15 protein-coding genes are annotated in these 15,370 nt (G+C 72.9%); 8 read left to right on the top strand and 7 right to left on the bottom strand.

All coding sequences use genetic code 11. The annotated features are described in order from the left end of the window. The first annotated feature begins 140 nt into the window (after positions 1 to 140). From AB0J72_RS54235 to AB0J72_RS54225, 3 genes are read left to right on the top strand one after another with little or no spacing between them, the layout of a single operon-like run. On the top strand, positions 141 to 674 hold the full coding sequence (locus tag AB0J72_RS54235; protein WP_363415603.1) for a SigE family RNA polymerase sigma factor: 534 nt from the start codon (positions 141 to 143) through the stop codon (positions 672 to 674). Beyond that, a complete protein-coding gene (locus AB0J72_RS54230; protein WP_363415600.1) occupies positions 671 to 1,993 on the top strand; it encodes a hypothetical protein in 1,323 nt (440 codons plus the stop codon). Before AB0J72_RS54235 ends, AB0J72_RS54230 begins: the two co-directional genes overlap by 4 nt. A gap of 33 nt (positions 1,994 to 2,026) precedes the next feature. Then, entirely contained in the window at positions 2,027 to 2,764 is a 738-nt protein-coding gene (locus tag AB0J72_RS54225; protein WP_363415597.1) for a DUF2071 domain-containing protein, read from the top strand. Between the two features lie 17 nt (positions 2,765 to 2,781). On the opposite strand, the gene AB0J72_RS54220 is transcribed toward AB0J72_RS54225, so the two are convergent. The 6 genes from AB0J72_RS54220 to AB0J72_RS54195 form a co-directional block, all read right to left on the bottom strand. Continuing rightward, positions 2,782 to 3,165 carry a PPOX class F420-dependent oxidoreductase gene (locus AB0J72_RS54220; RefSeq protein WP_363415594.1) on the bottom strand — a complete coding sequence of 128 codons (384 nt, stop codon included), beginning with the start codon at positions 3,163 to 3,165 and terminating at the stop codon, positions 2,782 to 2,784. Beyond that, positions 3,165 to 4,121 carry a hypothetical protein gene (locus AB0J72_RS54215; RefSeq protein ID WP_363415591.1) on the bottom strand — a complete coding sequence of 319 codons (957 nt, stop codon included), beginning with the start codon at positions 4,119 to 4,121 and terminating at the stop codon, positions 3,165 to 3,167. The genes AB0J72_RS54220 and AB0J72_RS54215 overlap by 1 nt, the downstream gene beginning before the upstream one ends. A 203-nt stretch (positions 4,122 to 4,324) precedes the next feature. Next, complete coding sequence (locus AB0J72_RS54210; protein ID WP_363415588.1) at positions 4,325 to 6,364, bottom strand: MMPL family transporter; 2,040 nt, start codon at positions 6,362 to 6,364, stop codon at positions 4,325 to 4,327. Continuing rightward, positions 6,361 to 6,642: a hypothetical protein gene (locus tag AB0J72_RS54205; protein ID WP_344499238.1), complete on the bottom strand. Its 282-nt coding sequence runs from the start codon at positions 6,640 to 6,642 to the stop codon at positions 6,361 to 6,363. The genes AB0J72_RS54210 and AB0J72_RS54205 overlap by 4 nt, the downstream gene beginning before the upstream one ends. Next, entirely contained in the window at positions 6,642 to 6,968 is a 327-nt protein-coding gene (locus tag AB0J72_RS54200) for a winged helix-turn-helix domain-containing protein (protein ID WP_344499236.1), read from the bottom strand. The genes AB0J72_RS54205 and AB0J72_RS54200 overlap by 1 nt, the downstream gene beginning before the upstream one ends. A gap of 108 nt (positions 6,969 to 7,076) precedes the next feature. Further along, complete coding sequence (locus tag AB0J72_RS54195; protein WP_363415584.1) at positions 7,077 to 8,216, bottom strand: ROK family protein; 1,140 nt, start codon at positions 8,214 to 8,216, stop codon at positions 7,077 to 7,079. A 58-nt stretch (positions 8,217 to 8,274) separates the two neighbouring features. On the opposite strand from AB0J72_RS54195, the gene AB0J72_RS54190 reads away from it, so the two are divergent. Both AB0J72_RS54190 and AB0J72_RS54185 read left to right on the top strand, forming a co-directional pair. Next, positions 8,275 to 8,535, top strand: a complete 261-nt coding sequence (locus tag AB0J72_RS54190; RefSeq protein WP_363415581.1) for a SemiSWEET family transporter — start codon at positions 8,275 to 8,277, stop codon at positions 8,533 to 8,535. After that, positions 8,532 to 9,131 carry an HAD-IA family hydrolase gene (locus AB0J72_RS54185; RefSeq protein WP_363415579.1) on the top strand — a complete coding sequence of 200 codons (600 nt, stop codon included), beginning with the start codon at positions 8,532 to 8,534 and terminating at the stop codon, positions 9,129 to 9,131. The genes AB0J72_RS54190 and AB0J72_RS54185 overlap by 4 nt, the downstream gene beginning before the upstream one ends. Here the strand turns inward: AB0J72_RS54185 and AB0J72_RS54180 are convergent. Then, complete coding sequence (locus AB0J72_RS54180) at positions 9,121 to 10,302, bottom strand: zinc-dependent alcohol dehydrogenase (protein ID WP_363415576.1); 1,182 nt, start codon at positions 10,300 to 10,302, stop codon at positions 9,121 to 9,123. The two genes, AB0J72_RS54185 and AB0J72_RS54180, sit on opposite strands and share 11 nt — an antisense overlap. A gap of 117 nt (positions 10,303 to 10,419) precedes the next feature. Between AB0J72_RS54180 and AB0J72_RS54175 the strand changes: the two genes are divergently transcribed. From AB0J72_RS54175 to AB0J72_RS54165, 3 genes are all read left to right on the top strand, one after another. Beyond that, positions 10,420 to 10,608 (top strand): hypothetical protein, encoded by a 189-nt coding sequence (locus AB0J72_RS54175; RefSeq protein ID WP_363415572.1) that lies wholly within the window; start codon positions 10,420 to 10,422, stop codon positions 10,606 to 10,608. Between the two features lie 162 nt (positions 10,609 to 10,770). Next, entirely contained in the window at positions 10,771 to 13,899 is a 3,129-nt protein-coding gene (locus AB0J72_RS54170) for a GH92 family glycosyl hydrolase (RefSeq protein ID WP_363415569.1), read from the top strand. A 193-nt stretch (positions 13,900 to 14,092) separates the two neighbouring features. Next, the gene (locus AB0J72_RS54165; protein ID WP_363415566.1) at positions 14,093 to 15,286 is read left to right on the top strand and encodes an ATP-binding protein; all 1,194 of its coding nucleotides are present in this window, start codon (positions 14,093 to 14,095) and stop codon (positions 15,284 to 15,286) included. Positions 15,287 to 15,370: the final 84 nt, after the last annotated feature.

Raw genomic sequence — 15,370 nt, 5'->3', positions numbered from 1 at the left:
GCGCGTCCAACCGGACCGGCAGCCAGGCGGCGCGTCCAACCGGACCGAGCGGTCAGGCGAGCGGGCCACTTGAGCGAACGGCGGGACGGGCGTGCAACCGAAACGAGGGGTGGGGCGCACCTAGGGGCTAGGGAGGTGCGATGCCGAGCGGAGAGAGCGAAGAGCAGCGCCAGTTCCGGGAGTACTTCACGGCCCGGCGGGAGGGGGTGCGCAGGACGGCGTACCTGTTGTGCGGGGACTGGCACTGGGCTGATGACCTGACGCAGACGGCGTTCATGCGGCTGGCGGTGGGCTGGCGGAAGGTGCGCGACCGGGAGGCGCTCGACGGGTTCGTGCGGACGTGTCTGGTGCGCGCGTACCTGGCGGACGTGCGGCGGGTCTGGCGGCGGCGGGAGCGCAGCGTCGCGGAGCCGCCGGACGTGGTGGGGGCGGCGGGCGCGGCGGAGGGCAGCCCGGGCCGGATCGCGTTCGCGGCCGCGCTGCGGCAGCTGCCGCCGCGGCAGCGGGCGGTGCTGGTGTGCCGGTACTACCAGGACCTCGACGTCGCCGCGACCGCGGCGGTGCTCGGGTGTGCACAGGGGACGGTGAAGAGCCAGGCCGCGCGCGGGCTGGCGAAGCTGCGGGAGTTGCTCGAGGCCGACGGTGAGCTCGCGTTGACGGAGGGGCTGCGATGAACCAGATCCGGGAACGGTTCGACGAGGCCGCCGGTGAGGCGCCGCCGAGCAGGTTGTCCGCCGACGCGGTGTACGAGCGGGCGTTCCAGCGCAGGCGGCGGCGGGTCGCGGGGTGGACGGCGGCCGCGGCGGCGGTGGCCACCACCGCGGTCGTCGCCGCGGCGACCCTCGCCCCGCGGGCGAAGCAGGCGGCGGATCCGCCGACGCCGACGCCGACGCCGGCGCAGACCGCTGACGGGTGGCCCGCGGGCACGCACGACGGTGCGATCGTGTCGATCGCGGCCGCCGACGCCGAGCACCTGTACGCGAAGGTGAACGCGTGCGGTGCGAGGTGCACGGTGAACCTGGTGGGCTCCGACGACGGCGGCCGGACGTGGACGGTGCGGTCGGAGGACATTGCCGGGGACGTGTCCGCGCCGGCGCCGGGGGTGCTGGCGCAGACCGTCGAGCAGCAGAACACCGACCCGGCGGGCCCGCAGCTGCTGCACATCCCGATGGTGAGCCGGGACGGCGGCCGGAGCTGGCGGGTCGTGGAGACGGCCGCCGGGACGGTGCCGAAGGTGCCGGCGGGTGGCTGGATCGTCTGCGCGCCGCCGACGAGGCCCGCCGACCTGTGCACGATGCTCGCCGTCGACCCCGTCACCGCCCGCGCGACGCTGCTGGCGAACCCGCCGGACATCGACGTCCACGACACCGTGGCGGTGCCGGCGGCGGCCGGGTTGTGGGTCAGCGGGTGGGAGCGCGGCGGCGAGCACCGGCCCGCGGTGTCCGTCAGCCGCGACGGCGGCGGCACGTGGGCGACGTACGTGTTCGGCCGCGGCGAAGCCGATTTCCCGGCGCCGGAGATGTACGTGTACCCGGTCGTGGACAGCGTCGACGGTGTCACCGGGTACACGGTCATCACCCAGCCGGACCCGGCGGACACGACCGGCGTGGGCCCGACGTCGGCGGCGACCGCGGGGGTCAGGACGCTGGTCTACCGGACCGGCGACGCGGGCCGCACCTGGCAGCGCGTGCACCCCGGGCAGACGTTGCCACGGGCCTCGTACCAGCAGGGCGACGCCTATGTCGCGGCCGGCGGCACCCATGTGGTGCTGACCCGGATGGACCCGCCGCAGCAGTGGTACGCCAGCACCGACGGCGGGCAGACGTACCGCCCGGCGAAGCAGTCGGGTCTCGGCACCGCGCTGCTGCACACCGCCGGTGAGCGGGTCCTCGCCGCCGGCCCCGGCGCCTACTATGCGTTCGACGCCGACGCGCTGTACCGCTCCAGCGACGGCCTGCTGTGGACCAGGACGGTGATCAAGGTGACGCCCTAAGCGGTGGCGGGGTGATGCCGGAGAATGAGGGCCGTGCGGATCGAGGACGTGACCCCGGAGACGCTGCGGCCGGTGCGCCGCTCGATGCTGGTGCAGCGCTGGCACGACCTCGCGTTCCTGCACTGGGCGGTGCCGCCGGAGACGGTCGCGCCGTTCCTGCCCGCGGGCACGGTCCCTGACACGCTCGACGGGGTGTCGTTCGTGGGGCTGATCGGCTTCCGGATGGTGCGGCTCGGCCTGTTCAGCGGGCCGGGCCTGCCCTATCTCGGCACGTTCTGCGAGACGAACGTGCGCCTGTACAGCGTCGACGGCGCCGGCCGGCGCGCCGTGGTGTTCCTGTCGCTGGACGCGGCGCGCCTGCTGCCGGTGCTGACCGCTCAGGTGTCGCTGCGGCTGCCGTACAAGTGGGCGAGGATGCGGCTGGTGAAGGACGGCGACGTCGTGCGGTACACCAGCCGCCGCCGCTGGCCTGGTCCCCGCCCCGCGGTGAACGGTATGGCGGTGCGGGTCGGCGCGCCGGTCGCCGAGCCGTCGCCCCTGGAGCACTTCGTCACGGCCCGCTGGGGGCTGCACACCCGCGCGTTCGGCCGCACGCTGCACCTGCCGAACGAGCATCCGCGGTGGCCGCTGCACCGCGCGGACCTGCTCGACCTCGACGACACCCTGGTGACCGCGGCGGGCCTGCCGGCGCCGGTCGGCCCGCCGGTGAGCGTGCTCTACTCCCCCGGCGTCCCGGTCCGCTTCGGCACTCCGAACGTCGCCGCCCGCTGAACAAGGACCACCAAAGCTCACAGGGTGACGATGATGCCGATGCTCACCCGCGGGCGGCGCAGCAGCCGGTTGAACCAGTTGCCGATCCGCGAGGAGATGTACCGGCGGCCGATCGCCCGGCGGATGCGGTCGACCCCGTCGGGGTCCTCGACGAGCCGGGCGGTCCCCTCGAACGACGGCGCGCCCTCCGGGACCCGGCCGCGGATGTCGCTGGGCGCGACCACGACCCGGCCGCTGTTGCGCAGCCGTTTCACCTTCCCCGACCCGGGCTCGGTGAGGATCAGCACCTCGTCGCCGTCGACGACGTGCCACACGGCGGTGGAGACGGGCGTGCCGTCCTTGCGGAACGTGGTGAGGGCGACCTGCTTGCGCCGGCCCAGGATGTCCGTGCGACTGCTCATCACCCAACGGTAGGCCGCAGCCACGGCTCCACCCGCAGCAGGTCGAACCCGATGGCGTTGAGCTGCTCGTACAGCCGCGGGGTGAGCATCATGAGCTCGACGGTGAACACGTCGTCGCCGCCGACGGACCAGATGCCGCTGACCGGGTCGGACATCAGCGGGTCGAGGCCGGCGCTGACCTGCTCCCGCAGCTGCTCCTGCCGGGCGATGCTGGGCCGGCCGGGCGCCGCGACCACGCACAGGTTGCCGTCGAACAGCTTCCGCAGCCGCTGCTCCTCGCCCGCGGCGTCACCGGCGACGACCTCGACGACCGTGACCTCGGTCGGCTGCGGGCCGGTGGTGGCCCCGGTCGGCGGCCCGTCCGGGTAGGCGATCCGCAGCGGCCGGAACCGGTCGGGGTGCTGCTCGTAGATGTACTGGTGCATCGCGTTGCTGTCGGCGCCGCCGCCGGGTTTCCAGCCGCCCTTCGGCGCCGCGCACGGCACGGTGTCGTCGAAGCCCACCGGCGCCGGCGGCTTCGGCGGCCCCTGCTCGGTCACGTGCAGCCGACCGTCGCGCCAGGTGCCGCGGAGCCGGGCCTGGCCGGTGGTGACACCCGCCACGACGCTCGCGCCGGTGAGCTTCGCGGGGTCGACGCCGGTGACGTCGACGCCGAGCGCGCACGACGGCGGCTCGTTGCCGGCGCGGCCGATCGCGGGGACCGGGGCGGGCGCGCAGAGCCGGGCCGGTTTCCCGGGCGCGACCAGCACCTGCCCGCTGGCCTCGACGAGGTCGCCGTCGTCGACGACGAGCGTCCTGGGGTCGGCGGCGGCCCGCACCGACGGCGGCGGCTGCTGCTGCTCACCCGGAGCGGCGGACTGCCGGTTGACCACCAGGACGGCGGCGACCAGGGCCACCAGCGTGCCGGCTCCCGCCGCGGCGACGACCGCCCACCGGCGGCCTCCATCGATGCTCATGGTACTGAGACGCTCCCGCGACCGATCCGGTTCCGTGGTTCGTGGTTCCGTGCGGATGGGCGGGGCCGGAAAGCGGGCGCGCTGCAGGGTTCGTTTCCGGCGAACCGGAGTACGAGAAGAAGGAAGCACGCCATGGAGCCGGCCCCGCACGCCGACAGTACCGCGTCGCGGCGCCCCGGGGTGCGGGCACCGCGACGCGGGGGTCATCCTGCGATGTCGACCGTGATCCTCGACGGTGGCGGGGCGGCCGGCGTCTGGGCGTGCCGGCTCGGCCACCACAGCCGCGGCCCGACGTCGATGGCGAGCGCCGGCACCAGCAGCGTCCGCACGACGAACGTGTCCAGCAACACGCCGAGGGCGACGATCAGGCCCATCTGCACCGCCGCGACGAACGGCAGCAGCACCAGCACGCCGAACGTCCCGGCCAGGACCAGACCGGCGCTGGTGATGACGCCGCCGGTGGCGGTGAGGGCGGTGAGCATGCCGTCGCGGTTGCCGCGCACCGCGACCTCCTCCCGCGCCCTGGTCATCAGGAAGATCGTGTAGTCGACGCCGAGGGTGGTGAGGAACAGCCACGCGTACAGCGGCATGCCGTGCACGATGTTCGGGTGGCCGAGTGCGGTGAAGACCAGCCCGCACAGGCCCATCGCCGCCACGTAGGACAGCGCCACGCTCGCCGCCAGCAGCAGCGGCGCGACGAGCGCCCGCAGCAGCAGGATCAGCACGATCAGCACCACGCCGAGGATCAGCGGCACGACGACGAGGTTGTCCCGCTCCGACGCCCTGGCGACGTCCACGGCGGTCGCGGTCTCCCCGCCGACGACGGCGTCCGCGCCCGGCACCGCGTGCACGGCCGCCCGCAGCCGGTCGACGGTCGCCCGGGCGGCGGCGGAGTCCGGCGGGTCGGCGAGCGTCGCCGCGATCGACACCCAGCGGCCGTCCGCGGACCGGCCGTCCGCCGTCGCGTCCGCCACCCCGCCGGTCGCCTTCGCCGCCGCGACGACCGCGTCGACCGTGGACGCCTCCGCCAGGACGAGCGCCGGCGCCGACACACCACCCGCGAAGTGCCTGTCGATGAGGTGCTGGCCGGCGACGGAGCCGACCTCCGTGGTGTACATCTGGGAGGTGCTCTGCCCGAGCCGCAGCCCGTACACGCCGAGCCCCAGCAGCACCAGAACCGCCGCCGTGACCGTCCACAGCAGCCGCGGCCGCCGCCCCACGAGGTCCCCGGCGCGGTGCCAGAAGCCGCGCCTGGTCGTGACGGCCGCGCCGTAGCGGGGCACGAACGGCCAGAACAGCCACCGGCCGAGCAGCACCAGCAGCGCCGGCAGCAGCGTCGTCATCACCGCGAACGACACGATGATGCCCGTCGCGGCGATCGGGGCGAAGCTGTGCATGTCGTTCATCCGCGCCGCGAGCAGGCACAGCACGCCGAGGGACACGGTGGCGGCGGAGGCGAGGATCGCGGGGAACGACCGGCGCACCGCGACCGCCATCGCCGCCGTGCGGTCCCGGTGCAGGTGCAGCTCCTCCCGGTACCGGGCGATGAGCAGCAACGCGTAGTCGGTGCCGGCGCCGAACACGAGGACCGTCATCATCGTCGTCAGGTCGGCGGTGACCGTCACGTCCAGGTGCTCCGCCATGAGGTAGACGAGCGCGGAGGACAGCTGGCTGGCCGCGACCGCCGCGACGAGCGGGACGATCCACAGCACCGGGCTGCGGTACGTGAGCAGCAGCAGCACCGCGACGATGCCGGCGGCGGCGAGGAACAGGGTGGTGTCGGCGCCCTGACCGGCGTCGTCGAGGTCCGACAGCGCTCCCGCGGACCCGGTGACCTCCGCGCGCAGCCCGGCGGGCGAGTCGGCGAGCGCCGCCTTCACCTGCTTGACGACGTCCTTGTCCTGAACCGGGAACGACAGCAGCAGCGCCTGCCCGTCGCCGCTCGCGGTGATCGCACCGATCTGCTGGCCGGTCGTCCTCCCGAACTCCTGCCGGTCGGCGTCCACCGCGGACCGGTCGGCGTCGGTGATGCCGCCGTCGCGGACGTACACGACGACCGCGACCGGGGTGTCGCTGCCCGGGAACGCCTCCCGCGCCCGCAGCAGCGCCTGGGTCGCCTCGGCGTTCTGCGGCAGCAGGGCCGCCGGGTCGGTGGTGGTGACGTCGCCGATCTTCCCGGCGAGGGGCAGCAGCAGGAACCCGGCGACGAGCCACAGGCCGAGGACCGCGACCGCGCGCCTCATTCGACGGTCCGCAGGATCTTCTCGATCGACGCGGTGCGGGTGCGCAGGTCCGCCACGTCGGTCGCGATCCGGTTCTGGGCGTCCATCGAGTTCTCCGCCAGCTGCTCGTAGCGGCGCACCAGCTGCCGCAGGTCCTCCTGCTGGTGCCCGGCGACCTTCAGCTTCCGGTACTCCAGCCAGCTGGCGAGGCTGAACCCGAACAGGAACAGCAGGGCCACCAGCAGACCGAGAAACGCGGTGATCTCCGGCCAGGTGATTTCTTCCGCGCTCAGGTACATCAGGACCGCTCCTTGGGGTCGGTGAGGGTTTCGGCCGCCGCGGCGAGGGTCGCGGCGTTCAGGTGCAGGTCGAAGTCCGCGACCTCGTAGTACTTCATCGCCTTGCCGTCCTCGGAGAGCTCCAGGCTGCCGACGATCAGGCCGGCCGCCTCCAGCCGTTGGAGGTGCATGTGCAGCAGGGGCCGGCTGACGCCGATCTCCCGGGCGAGTCGGCTCACGTAGTCACGGCCGCCGGCAAGCTTCGCGACGATGCGCAGTCGCAGCGGGTTGGACAGGGCCGCCAGCATCTCGACCAGGTCGTCGCCGGTGGGCGAGCTCGCCGTCATGATGCTCCTTCACATGTAAGAACTTCCTTACACGTGAAACGCTAACACCCTGACGCTCGTGGGCACCTCAGGGTTTCCCCCTGACCCGCGGGACAGGGTTCCGACGGGTCAGGGGGTCAGGGCGGCTTCGGTCAGCACGAGCGACATCGCGGTCTCGGCGGCGCCGATCGCCGGGCCCTGCGAGCCGAGCGCGGCGGGGACGACCGGGGGCAGGGTGTCGCGACGCCAGGCCATCACGCCCTCGGCGGTGGCGGCGTGCAGGGCCGGGCCGGCGACGTCGAGGAGGTCGACGCCGAGACCGCCGAGGGTGACGACGGCCGGGTCCACGGCGTTGATCAGGGCGCCGACCCCCCGCCCGAGGGCCGCGGCGACGGCCCGGCACGCGGCGGCCGCGGCGGGGTCGCCGGAGCGGGCGGCGGCGATGGTCCGCTCGGCGAAGGCCCGTGGGTCGGCCGGCGCGGGGCGGCCCAAGTGGCGGGCCATGGCACGGCCGTCGACCTCGAGGTCCCAGCAGCCGCCGGCACCGCACGGGCAGCGGCGGGACGGGTCGCCGAACGGCAGGTGGCCGAACTCGCCGCCCGCGCCCGCCGCGCCGAGCACCGGGCGGCCGTCGACGATGAGCACGCCGCCGACGCCGACCTCGACCGTCAGGTGCAGGGCGACGCCGACGCCCTGCGCGGCGCCGCGCAGCCCCTCGGCGACACCGGCGAGGGAGGCGTCGTTGCCGACCGCGAGCGGCAGGGACGTCAGGACCCCCAGGTCGACGCCGCGCCAGCGCAGGTTCGTCGCCTCGACCAGGGTCCGGCCGTGGACGGTGCCGGGGATCGCGACGCCGACCGCCCGCAGCCGGGGGCCGTGCAGCGCGGCGAGCGCGTCCCGTACCAGCGGAAGGACGGCGGAAGCGGGCTGGCCGAGGAGCCGGTGGACGGGCGCGGCCGCGAGCGACCCACCGATCGCCGCGGTCGTCACCGTCCAGGTCGCGTGGGTGATGCCGACGACGGCGACGAGCGGCCCGTCGGGGTGCGGGACCAGCACCGCCGTCGGGCGGCCGCGGCCGCCGGTCTGCGGGGCGGGCGCCTCCGCGAGCAGCCGCGCCGCCCGCAGCCGGCCCATGATGCCGGCCGCCGAGCCGCTGCTCAGCCCCAGCCGCGCCGCCGCCTCGGCCCGCGTGATCCCCGGCGTCCGGTGCGCACACCGCAGCATCGCGAGCGCCCCCTGCGCCCGCAGCGTCTCCGCCCGATGGTCCATGGGTTCCGATCCTGCCCGTCGTACATTATGCTCGCGTGACGAGTTTAAAGGAGGCGCCATGTCGGTGCTCGGCGTGCTCGCCGGAATCCTCACCACCGGATGCTGGCTGCCACAGCTCGCCCGGTCCTGGCGGACCAGGTCCGTCGGCGACATCTCGTGGTTCTACCTGCTGGCCCTCGCCTCCGGAGTCGCGCTCTGGGTGGCGTACGGCGCATCCCAGGGCGACCTGCCGATCGTCCTCACGAACGCGGCGACGGGCACGGCACTGGTGACCCTTTCCGTCATGAAGCTCCGGTACCGACAGGAGGACCCCGCATGAAAGCAGTCCTGCTCGACATGGACGGCACGCTCGTCGACTCCGACAGCGCCGTCGAACGCGCCTGGCACCACTGGGCGGCCGAACACGCCGTCCCCGCCGACGTCCTCACCCCGATCCTGCACGGCAACCCCGCCGCGACCACGATCCGCGTCGTGCGCCCCGACCTCGACGACACCGCCGTCGCGGCCGCCGCCCAACGCAACCTGGAGCTGCAGTACGACGACCTCGCCGACGTCACCGCCACCCCCGGCGCCGCGCGGCTGCTGCGGACCCTCGACGAGCTCGGCGTGCCGTGGGCGGTCGTGACCAGCGCCGACCGGCGGCTCGCCACCGCCCGCCTGCACGCCGCGGGCCTGCCCGTCCGGCACCTCGTCACCGTCGAGGACACCCCCCGCGGCAAGCCCGACCCGGCCCCCTACCTGGCCGGTGCCGCCCTGCTCCACGCCGACCCGCGGGACTGCCTGGTCGTCGAGGACTCCCAGCCCGGCATCGACGCCGGCCGGGCCGCCGGCATGCGCGTCGCGGCGCTGCGCGGCCTGCCCGGCGACCTGCGCATCCGCGACCTCGACGAGCTCGCGGACACGTTCACGGCTTGAACAGCACCTTGACCGTGCCGTCCTTCTTCGCCTGGAACTTCTCGTACGCCATCGGCGCCGCGTCCAGCGGCACCCGGTGCGTCGCGAACGTGTCCACCCCCAGCGGGTCCCCGTCACCGGTCAGCAACGGCAGGATCGCCGGCACCCAGCGCTTCACGTTCGCCTGACCCATCCGCAGCTGGATCTGTTTGTCGAACAGCACCATCATCGGCAACGGATCCGCGGTACCGCCGTACACGCCGGACAGCGAGATCGTCCCGCCGCGACGCACCGCGTCGATCGCCAGGTGCAGCGCCGCCAACCGGTCCACGCCGGTCTTCTCAATCAGCTTCTGCGCCGCCACGTCCGGCAGGAACCCGACGATCGTCTGCGCCAGCTTCCCCACCGGCGACCCGTGCGCCTCCATACCGACCGCGTCCACGACCGAGTCCGCGCCCCGACCGCCGGTCAGGTCCCGGATCGCGTCGGCGACGTCGTCGACCTGCGTCAGGTCGATCACCTCCACACCGTTCGCCCGCGCCCGCTCCAACCGCTCCGCGACCAGGTCCACGCCGATGACCCGCAACCCCCGGTGCATCGCCACCCGCGCCGCCATGTCCCCGATCGGCCCCAACCCCAGCACCGCCAGGGTCCCGTTCGCCGGGACAGCCGCGTACTCGACCGCCTGCCACGCCGTCGGCAACACGTCCGACAGGTACACGAACCGGTCGTCGGCCGGCCCGTCCGGCACCTTGATCGGCCCGAACTGCGCCTGCGGCACCCGCAGGAACTCCGCCTGAGCGCCCGGCACCTGCCCGTACAGCTTCGTGTACCCGAACAGCGCCGCACCCTTGCCCGCCGACCGCACCTGCGTCGTCTCGCACTGCGTCATCAGCCCCTGCGCGCACATGAGACAGTGCCCGCACGCGATGTTGAACGGGATCACGACCCGGTCACCCCGTTTCAGGTGCGCGATGTCCGCGCCGACCTCCTCGACGACCCCCATCGGCTCGTGCCCGAGGATGTCGCCCTCACTCATGAACGGCCCCAGCACCTCGTACAGATGCAGGTCCGAGCCGCACAGCCCGCTGGACGTGAGCCGGATGACGATGTCGTTCGGCTCCTGGATCACCGGATCCGGCACCGTCTCCACCCGGACGTCCCGCCTACCGTGCCACACCACAGCCTTCACGGCCCCTCCTCCGTCGCGCTCCCCCTCCCCGCTACCCGCCCCCAGCCCCTGGAAACGACCCCGACCGGCCGGCAGCGTGCCCGCCCGTAAACCACGACCTCGAAGCAGCAGGTGCCCGTGTGGGACACCGACACCGGCAAGCTGCTCACCGCCACCGACCCCGACGACATCCCCGGACCCGCCGGCGCGGACGGGATCGTGCGGATCTGGGACCCGGCCGGCGGCGCCTGCCTGGACGAGTTCCGGGGGCCGTTCCCCGTCGGCGCGGTCGTCGCCGCCGCGGCGGCCGGGAGGTCACGCTGCTGACCGACGGATTCCTCGTGCGCGTCGCGCGGGATTGAGCACCGTCGCTAACAAACCCGGCGGGGGAAACCGGGTTCTGGCAAATCTTGACGGAACGTTGATCAGCCAGTATGAATGCATCGAGAGCGCTCTCCCGTCCTCACCGCCACGAACGGGAGACCACCCATGTCCCGATCACGCACGGTCCGAATGCTCGCCGGTGCGGGCGCAGCCCTGCTGGGCAGCGTCTTCGTCGCGCTCGCGCAGGCACCACCGGCACAAGCCGCCGACCTCAACCTGACCCAATACGTCAACCCGCTGATCGGCACCGACGACAGCAACTCCCCCAACCCTGTCGGCGGCGGCGCCGGCGGCTCCACGTTCCCCGGCGCCACCGTGCCCTTCGGCATGACCCAGTTCAGCCCCGACACCCCCACCGCGTCCCCGTCCGGATACCGCGACAAGGACCGCACCATCGAGGAGTTCAGCCTCACCCACTTCAACGGCGCCGGCTGCCCCAACAACGAGGACCTCGGCCTGCTGCCCGTCACCGGCGCCCTCGGCTCCTCCCCCGGCACCGCCTGGACCAGCTACGCCTCCGCGTACACGAAAACCAACGAGAGCGCGTCCGCCGGCTACTACAAGAACCGCCTCGACAAGTACGGCGTCGACGCCGAACTGTCCGCCACCACCCGCACCGGCGCGCTGCGCCTCACCTACCCCAACACCACCACCGCACGGCTGCTCATCAACACCAGCCGGTCCGCCACCGGCAACCGCAGCGGCACCGTGAACATCTCCGGCAGCAACGTCACCGGCAGCGTCACCGCCGGCGGGTTCTGCGGATCCAGCAAGACCTACCAGATCTACTACTCGATCCGCTTCGACCGGGCCCCGTCCTCCGTCGGCACCTGGAACGGCGCCACCATCAGCAACGGATCCACCAGCACCAGCGGCGTCAACACCGGCGCGATCATCACCTGGGACACCAGCAGCAACCGGACCGTCAACGCCACCGTCGCGCTGTCGTTCGTGAGCACCGCCAACGCCACCGCCAACCTCAACGCCGAAACCGGCGCGTTCGACACCATCCGCGGCAACGCCAGCGCCGCCTGGAACACCGCCCTCAACCGCGTCCAGGCCACCGGCGGCAGCGCCACCGAACTGCAGAAGTTCTACACCGCGCTGTACCACGTGATGGTCAACCCCAACATCGCCAGCGACGTCAACGGCCAGTACCGCGGCTTCGACAACGCCGTGCACACCGCCAGCCACCCCGTCTACCAGAACTACTCCGGCTGGGACATCTACCGCTCCTGGGCCGCGCTCATCGCGTTCATCGCCCCCGACGTCGCCAGCGACATCATGAAGTCCATGGTCCTCGACGGCCAGCAGGGCGGCCTGCTGCCCAAGTGGTCGCAGCAGACCAACGAGGACTTCGTCATGACCGGCGACCCCGGCCCGATCATCGTGTCCAGCGCGTACGCGTTCGGCGCCCGCGCCTTCGACACCGCCGCCGCGCTGCAACTGATGAAGAACGCCATCGCCGGCGGCACCATGCAGGGCTCCCCGATCCGCGGCCGCCAGTCGGAGTACGCGTCCAAGACGTACATCCCCGGCGCACCCTCGGACTCCATGGAGTACTCGGCCTCGGACTTCGCCGTCGCCCAGTTCGCCAAGGCCACCGGCGACACCGCCACCTACAACTCGGCGATGACCCGCGCCCAGTACTGGCGCAACACGTTCAACACCGAATCCGGGTACATCCACCCGCGCAACAGCGACGGCAGCTGGCCGTGGCCGCTCAACCCCGCGCAGGAAAGCCCCTTCACCGAGGGCAACGCCGCCCAGTACACCTGGATGGTCCCCTACAACCTCGGCGGCGTCATCAACCTCATGGGCGGACCCACCACCGCGGTGCAGCGCCTCGACCACCACTTCACCGAGCTCAACGGCGGGCTCTCGCGGCCGTACTTCTACATCGGCAACGAACCCGAGCACAACGTGCCGTGGGCGTACAACTTCGCGCAGCGGCCCGGCAAGACCGCCGGCGCCGTCCGCCGCGTCATGACCGAGTCCTTCACCACCGGCGCCGGCGGCCTGCCCGGCAACGACGACCTCGGCGCCACCTCCGCCTGGTACGTCTGGTCCGCGATGGGCATGTACCCGGTCACCCCGGGCGCCGACACCCTCGCCATCCACGGCCCCACGTTCCCGTCGGTGCTCATCCAGCGCGCCGCCGGCAACATCCAGATCAACGGCGGCAGCTCCACCAACGCCTACGTGCAGAGCCTCACCCGCGACGGCGCCGCCGTGTCCAACAACTACCTGCGCTACCCCGACCTCGCCGCCGGCGGCACCCTCCAGTACACGATGGGCGGCAGCGAGTCCAGCTGGGGCACCGGCGCCGGCAACGTCCCGCCGTCCTTCACCGACGGCGCCACCCAACCGCCGACCCCGGCCAACCTCGGCACCAACCTGGCCCTGAACAAGGCCGCCACCGGCTCCGCCGCCTGCGCCGCCGCCGAGTCCGCGGCCAAGGCCGTCGACGGCAGCCTGCAGAACAACAGCAAGTTCTGCACCAGCACCGCCCCGCGCTTCCTGCAGGTCGACCTCGGCTCCAACCAGACCGTCAGCACCTTCGTGCTCAAGCACGCGGGTCTCGGCGGCGAGTCGACCGGCTGGAACACCGGCGCGTACACCATCTCCACCTCCACCGACGGCACCACCTGGACCCAGGTCGTGTCCACCTCCGGCAACCGCTCCAGCCGCACCCAGCACTCGATCACGGCACGGACCGCCCGCTACGTGAAGGTCGACATCGGCACCCCCGCCAACGACGGCAACACCGCGGCGCGTCTCTACGAGTTCGAGGTGTACGGCGGCGGCACCCCGTCCGGCAACCTCGCCCTCGGCAGGCCGGCCACCGCCGACTCGTCCTGCGGTGCCACCGAAGGCCCCGAGAAGGCGGTCAACGGCAGCGTCTCCGGCGGCAACTCCGACAAGTGGTGCTCCCTCGGCACGACCAAGTTCCTCCAGGTCGACCTCGGCAGCACCGTCCACATCGGATCGCTGGTCGTCCGCCACGCCGGCGCCGGCGGCGAGGACGCGGCCTGGAACACCCGCGACTACGACCTGGTGACCTCCACCGACGGCTCCACCTGGACCACCGCCGCACAGGTCCGCGGCAACACCGCCAACGTCACCACCACCACGACCAACGTCAACGCCCGCTACATCCGCATGAACGTCATCACCCCGACCCAGAACACGAACACGGCCGCACGCGTCTACGAGTTCGAGGCGTACAGCTGACCCTGTGAACACGGCGAGGACCCGGGCTGGACCACGGCCCGGGTCCTCGCCGTTTGTCGTTTCCTTGGACTGGGGTCACACCGTGTAAGCCGTCCTAGGACACTAGTTCACCGTCCCAGCCAGGCAAGACGTCCGCCGGGACGGCCGGGAGATGCGAAGATCGACATGAGCCCGACCGCGGAGGAGCACCGGCGTGAGCAAGCCGTCACGGACGGACGACGAGCCGCAGCGCCTCGCCGCGCTCGCCGAGACAGGGATCCTCGACACCCGGGCGGAGGCGGACTTCGACGACATCGCCGCGCTCGCCGCCGACATCTGCGACGCGCCGATCGCGATGGTGTCGATGGTCGACGCCGACCGGCAGTGGTTCAAGGCCCGCGTCGGGTGGGAGCTCGAGGAGGGCGCCCGGGAGGACTCCTTCTGCACCCACGTCGTGCGCGACCGCCAGCTGCTGGAGATCGACGACACGGTCACCGACCCGCGCTACGCCGGCAACCCGGCCAACGCCGAGCACGGCGTGCGCTTCTACGCGGGCGCCCCGATGCTGCTGCAGGACGGCCACGCCGCCGGCACCGTGTGCGTCATGGACCGGCGGCCCCGGCAGCTGACCCTGCAGCAGCGCCGCGCCCTGCGGTCCCTGGCGCGCCACGCCGCCGCGCATCTGGAGCTGCGGCGGTACGCCCGCACGATCGGCGACACCGCGGACCGGCTCCGCGAGCTGGACCGGCTCAAGGACTCGTTCCTGGCCAGCGTCAGCCACGAGCTGCGCACCCCGCTGTCGTCGGTGCGCGGTTACATCGAGGTGCTGCTCGACGAGGACGAGGCGACCAACGACCCGGAGACCGTGCGCCGCTTCCTGGCCGTCATGCAGCGCAACGCCGACCGCCTGCTGCGCCTCATCGACGACCTGCTGCTGGTCGCCCGCCTGCACGAGACGGGGCTGCAGCTGGACATGGTGGAGATCGACCTGGCCGAGCTCGCCTACCAGGCGAGCCTCACCTCCCGCCCGATCGCCGAGCACAAGCGGCTCAGCCTCACCGCCCGCACCGACCACCCGGTGCCGACCACCGGCGACCCCGAACGCCTCGCCCAGGCGCTCAACCACCTGCTCTTCAACGCCGTCAAGTTCACGCCCGCGGGCGGGCACGTCACCATCGCCACGACCGCCGAGCCGCAGCCGACGCTGACGATCGCCGACACCGGCGTCGGCGTGCCCGCCGAAGACCTGCCGCACGTCTTCGACCGCTTCCACCGCAGCAGCACCGCCGACCACCTCGCCGCCCAGGGCGCGGGCCTCGGCCTCACCATCGTGAAGGCCATCATCGAGGCCCACCACGGCGACATCACCGTCGCCAGCACCCCGGGCAGGGCACCACGGTCCAGCTGACCCTGCCCGCCACGGCTCCCCCGCCGCGCGACGGCCCGGCCTGACCCCGTCCGTTCCGCGGGGGGGGCGCGGGGCCGCGGCCCC

It is taken from the genome of Dactylosporangium sp. NPDC049742 (assembly GCF_040674675.1).
GTDB classification, from domain to species: domain Bacteria; phylum Actinomycetota; class Actinomycetes; order Mycobacteriales; family Micromonosporaceae; genus Dactylosporangium; species Dactylosporangium maewongense.
Note: the sequence above shows the minus strand (reverse complement) of the source record. Positions and strands in the feature narration are given on the sequence as shown.

What these genes read in the sequence shown, in the direction of transcription:
- AB0J72_RS54185 (WP_363415579.1), top strand. Translation starts at nt 8,532, where the DNA reads ATGAAAGCAGTCCTGCTCGACATGGACGGCACGCTCGTCGACTCCGAC.
- AB0J72_RS54215 (WP_363415591.1), bottom strand. Translation starts at nt 4,121, where the DNA reads ATGAGCATCGATGGAGGCCGCCGGTGGGCGGTCGTCGCCGCGGCGGGA.
- AB0J72_RS54170 (WP_363415569.1), top strand. Translation starts at nt 10,771, where the DNA reads ATGTCCCGATCACGCACGGTCCGAATGCTCGCCGGTGCGGGCGCAGCC.
- AB0J72_RS54195 (WP_363415584.1), bottom strand. Translation starts at nt 8,216, where the DNA reads ATGGACCATCGGGCGGAGACGCTGCGGGCGCAGGGGGCGCTCGCGATG.
- AB0J72_RS54220 (WP_363415594.1), bottom strand. Translation starts at nt 3,165, where the DNA reads ATGAGCAGTCGCACGGACATCCTGGGCCGGCGCAAGCAGGTCGCCCTC.
- AB0J72_RS54230 (WP_363415600.1), top strand. Translation starts at nt 671, where the DNA reads ATGAACCAGATCCGGGAACGGTTCGACGAGGCCGCCGGTGAGGCGCCG.
- AB0J72_RS54235 (WP_363415603.1), top strand. Translation starts at nt 141, where the DNA reads ATGCCGAGCGGAGAGAGCGAAGAGCAGCGCCAGTTCCGGGAGTACTTC.
- AB0J72_RS54210 (WP_363415588.1), bottom strand. Translation starts at nt 6,364, where the DNA reads ATGAGGCGCGCGGTCGCGGTCCTCGGCCTGTGGCTCGTCGCCGGGTTC.
- AB0J72_RS54190 (WP_363415581.1), top strand. Translation starts at nt 8,275, where the DNA reads ATGTCGGTGCTCGGCGTGCTCGCCGGAATCCTCACCACCGGATGCTGG.
- AB0J72_RS54200 (WP_344499236.1), bottom strand. Translation starts at nt 6,968, where the DNA reads ATGACGGCGAGCTCGCCCACCGGCGACGACCTGGTCGAGATGCTGGCG.
- AB0J72_RS54205 (WP_344499238.1), bottom strand. Translation starts at nt 6,642, where the DNA reads ATGTACCTGAGCGCGGAAGAAATCACCTGGCCGGAGATCACCGCGTTT.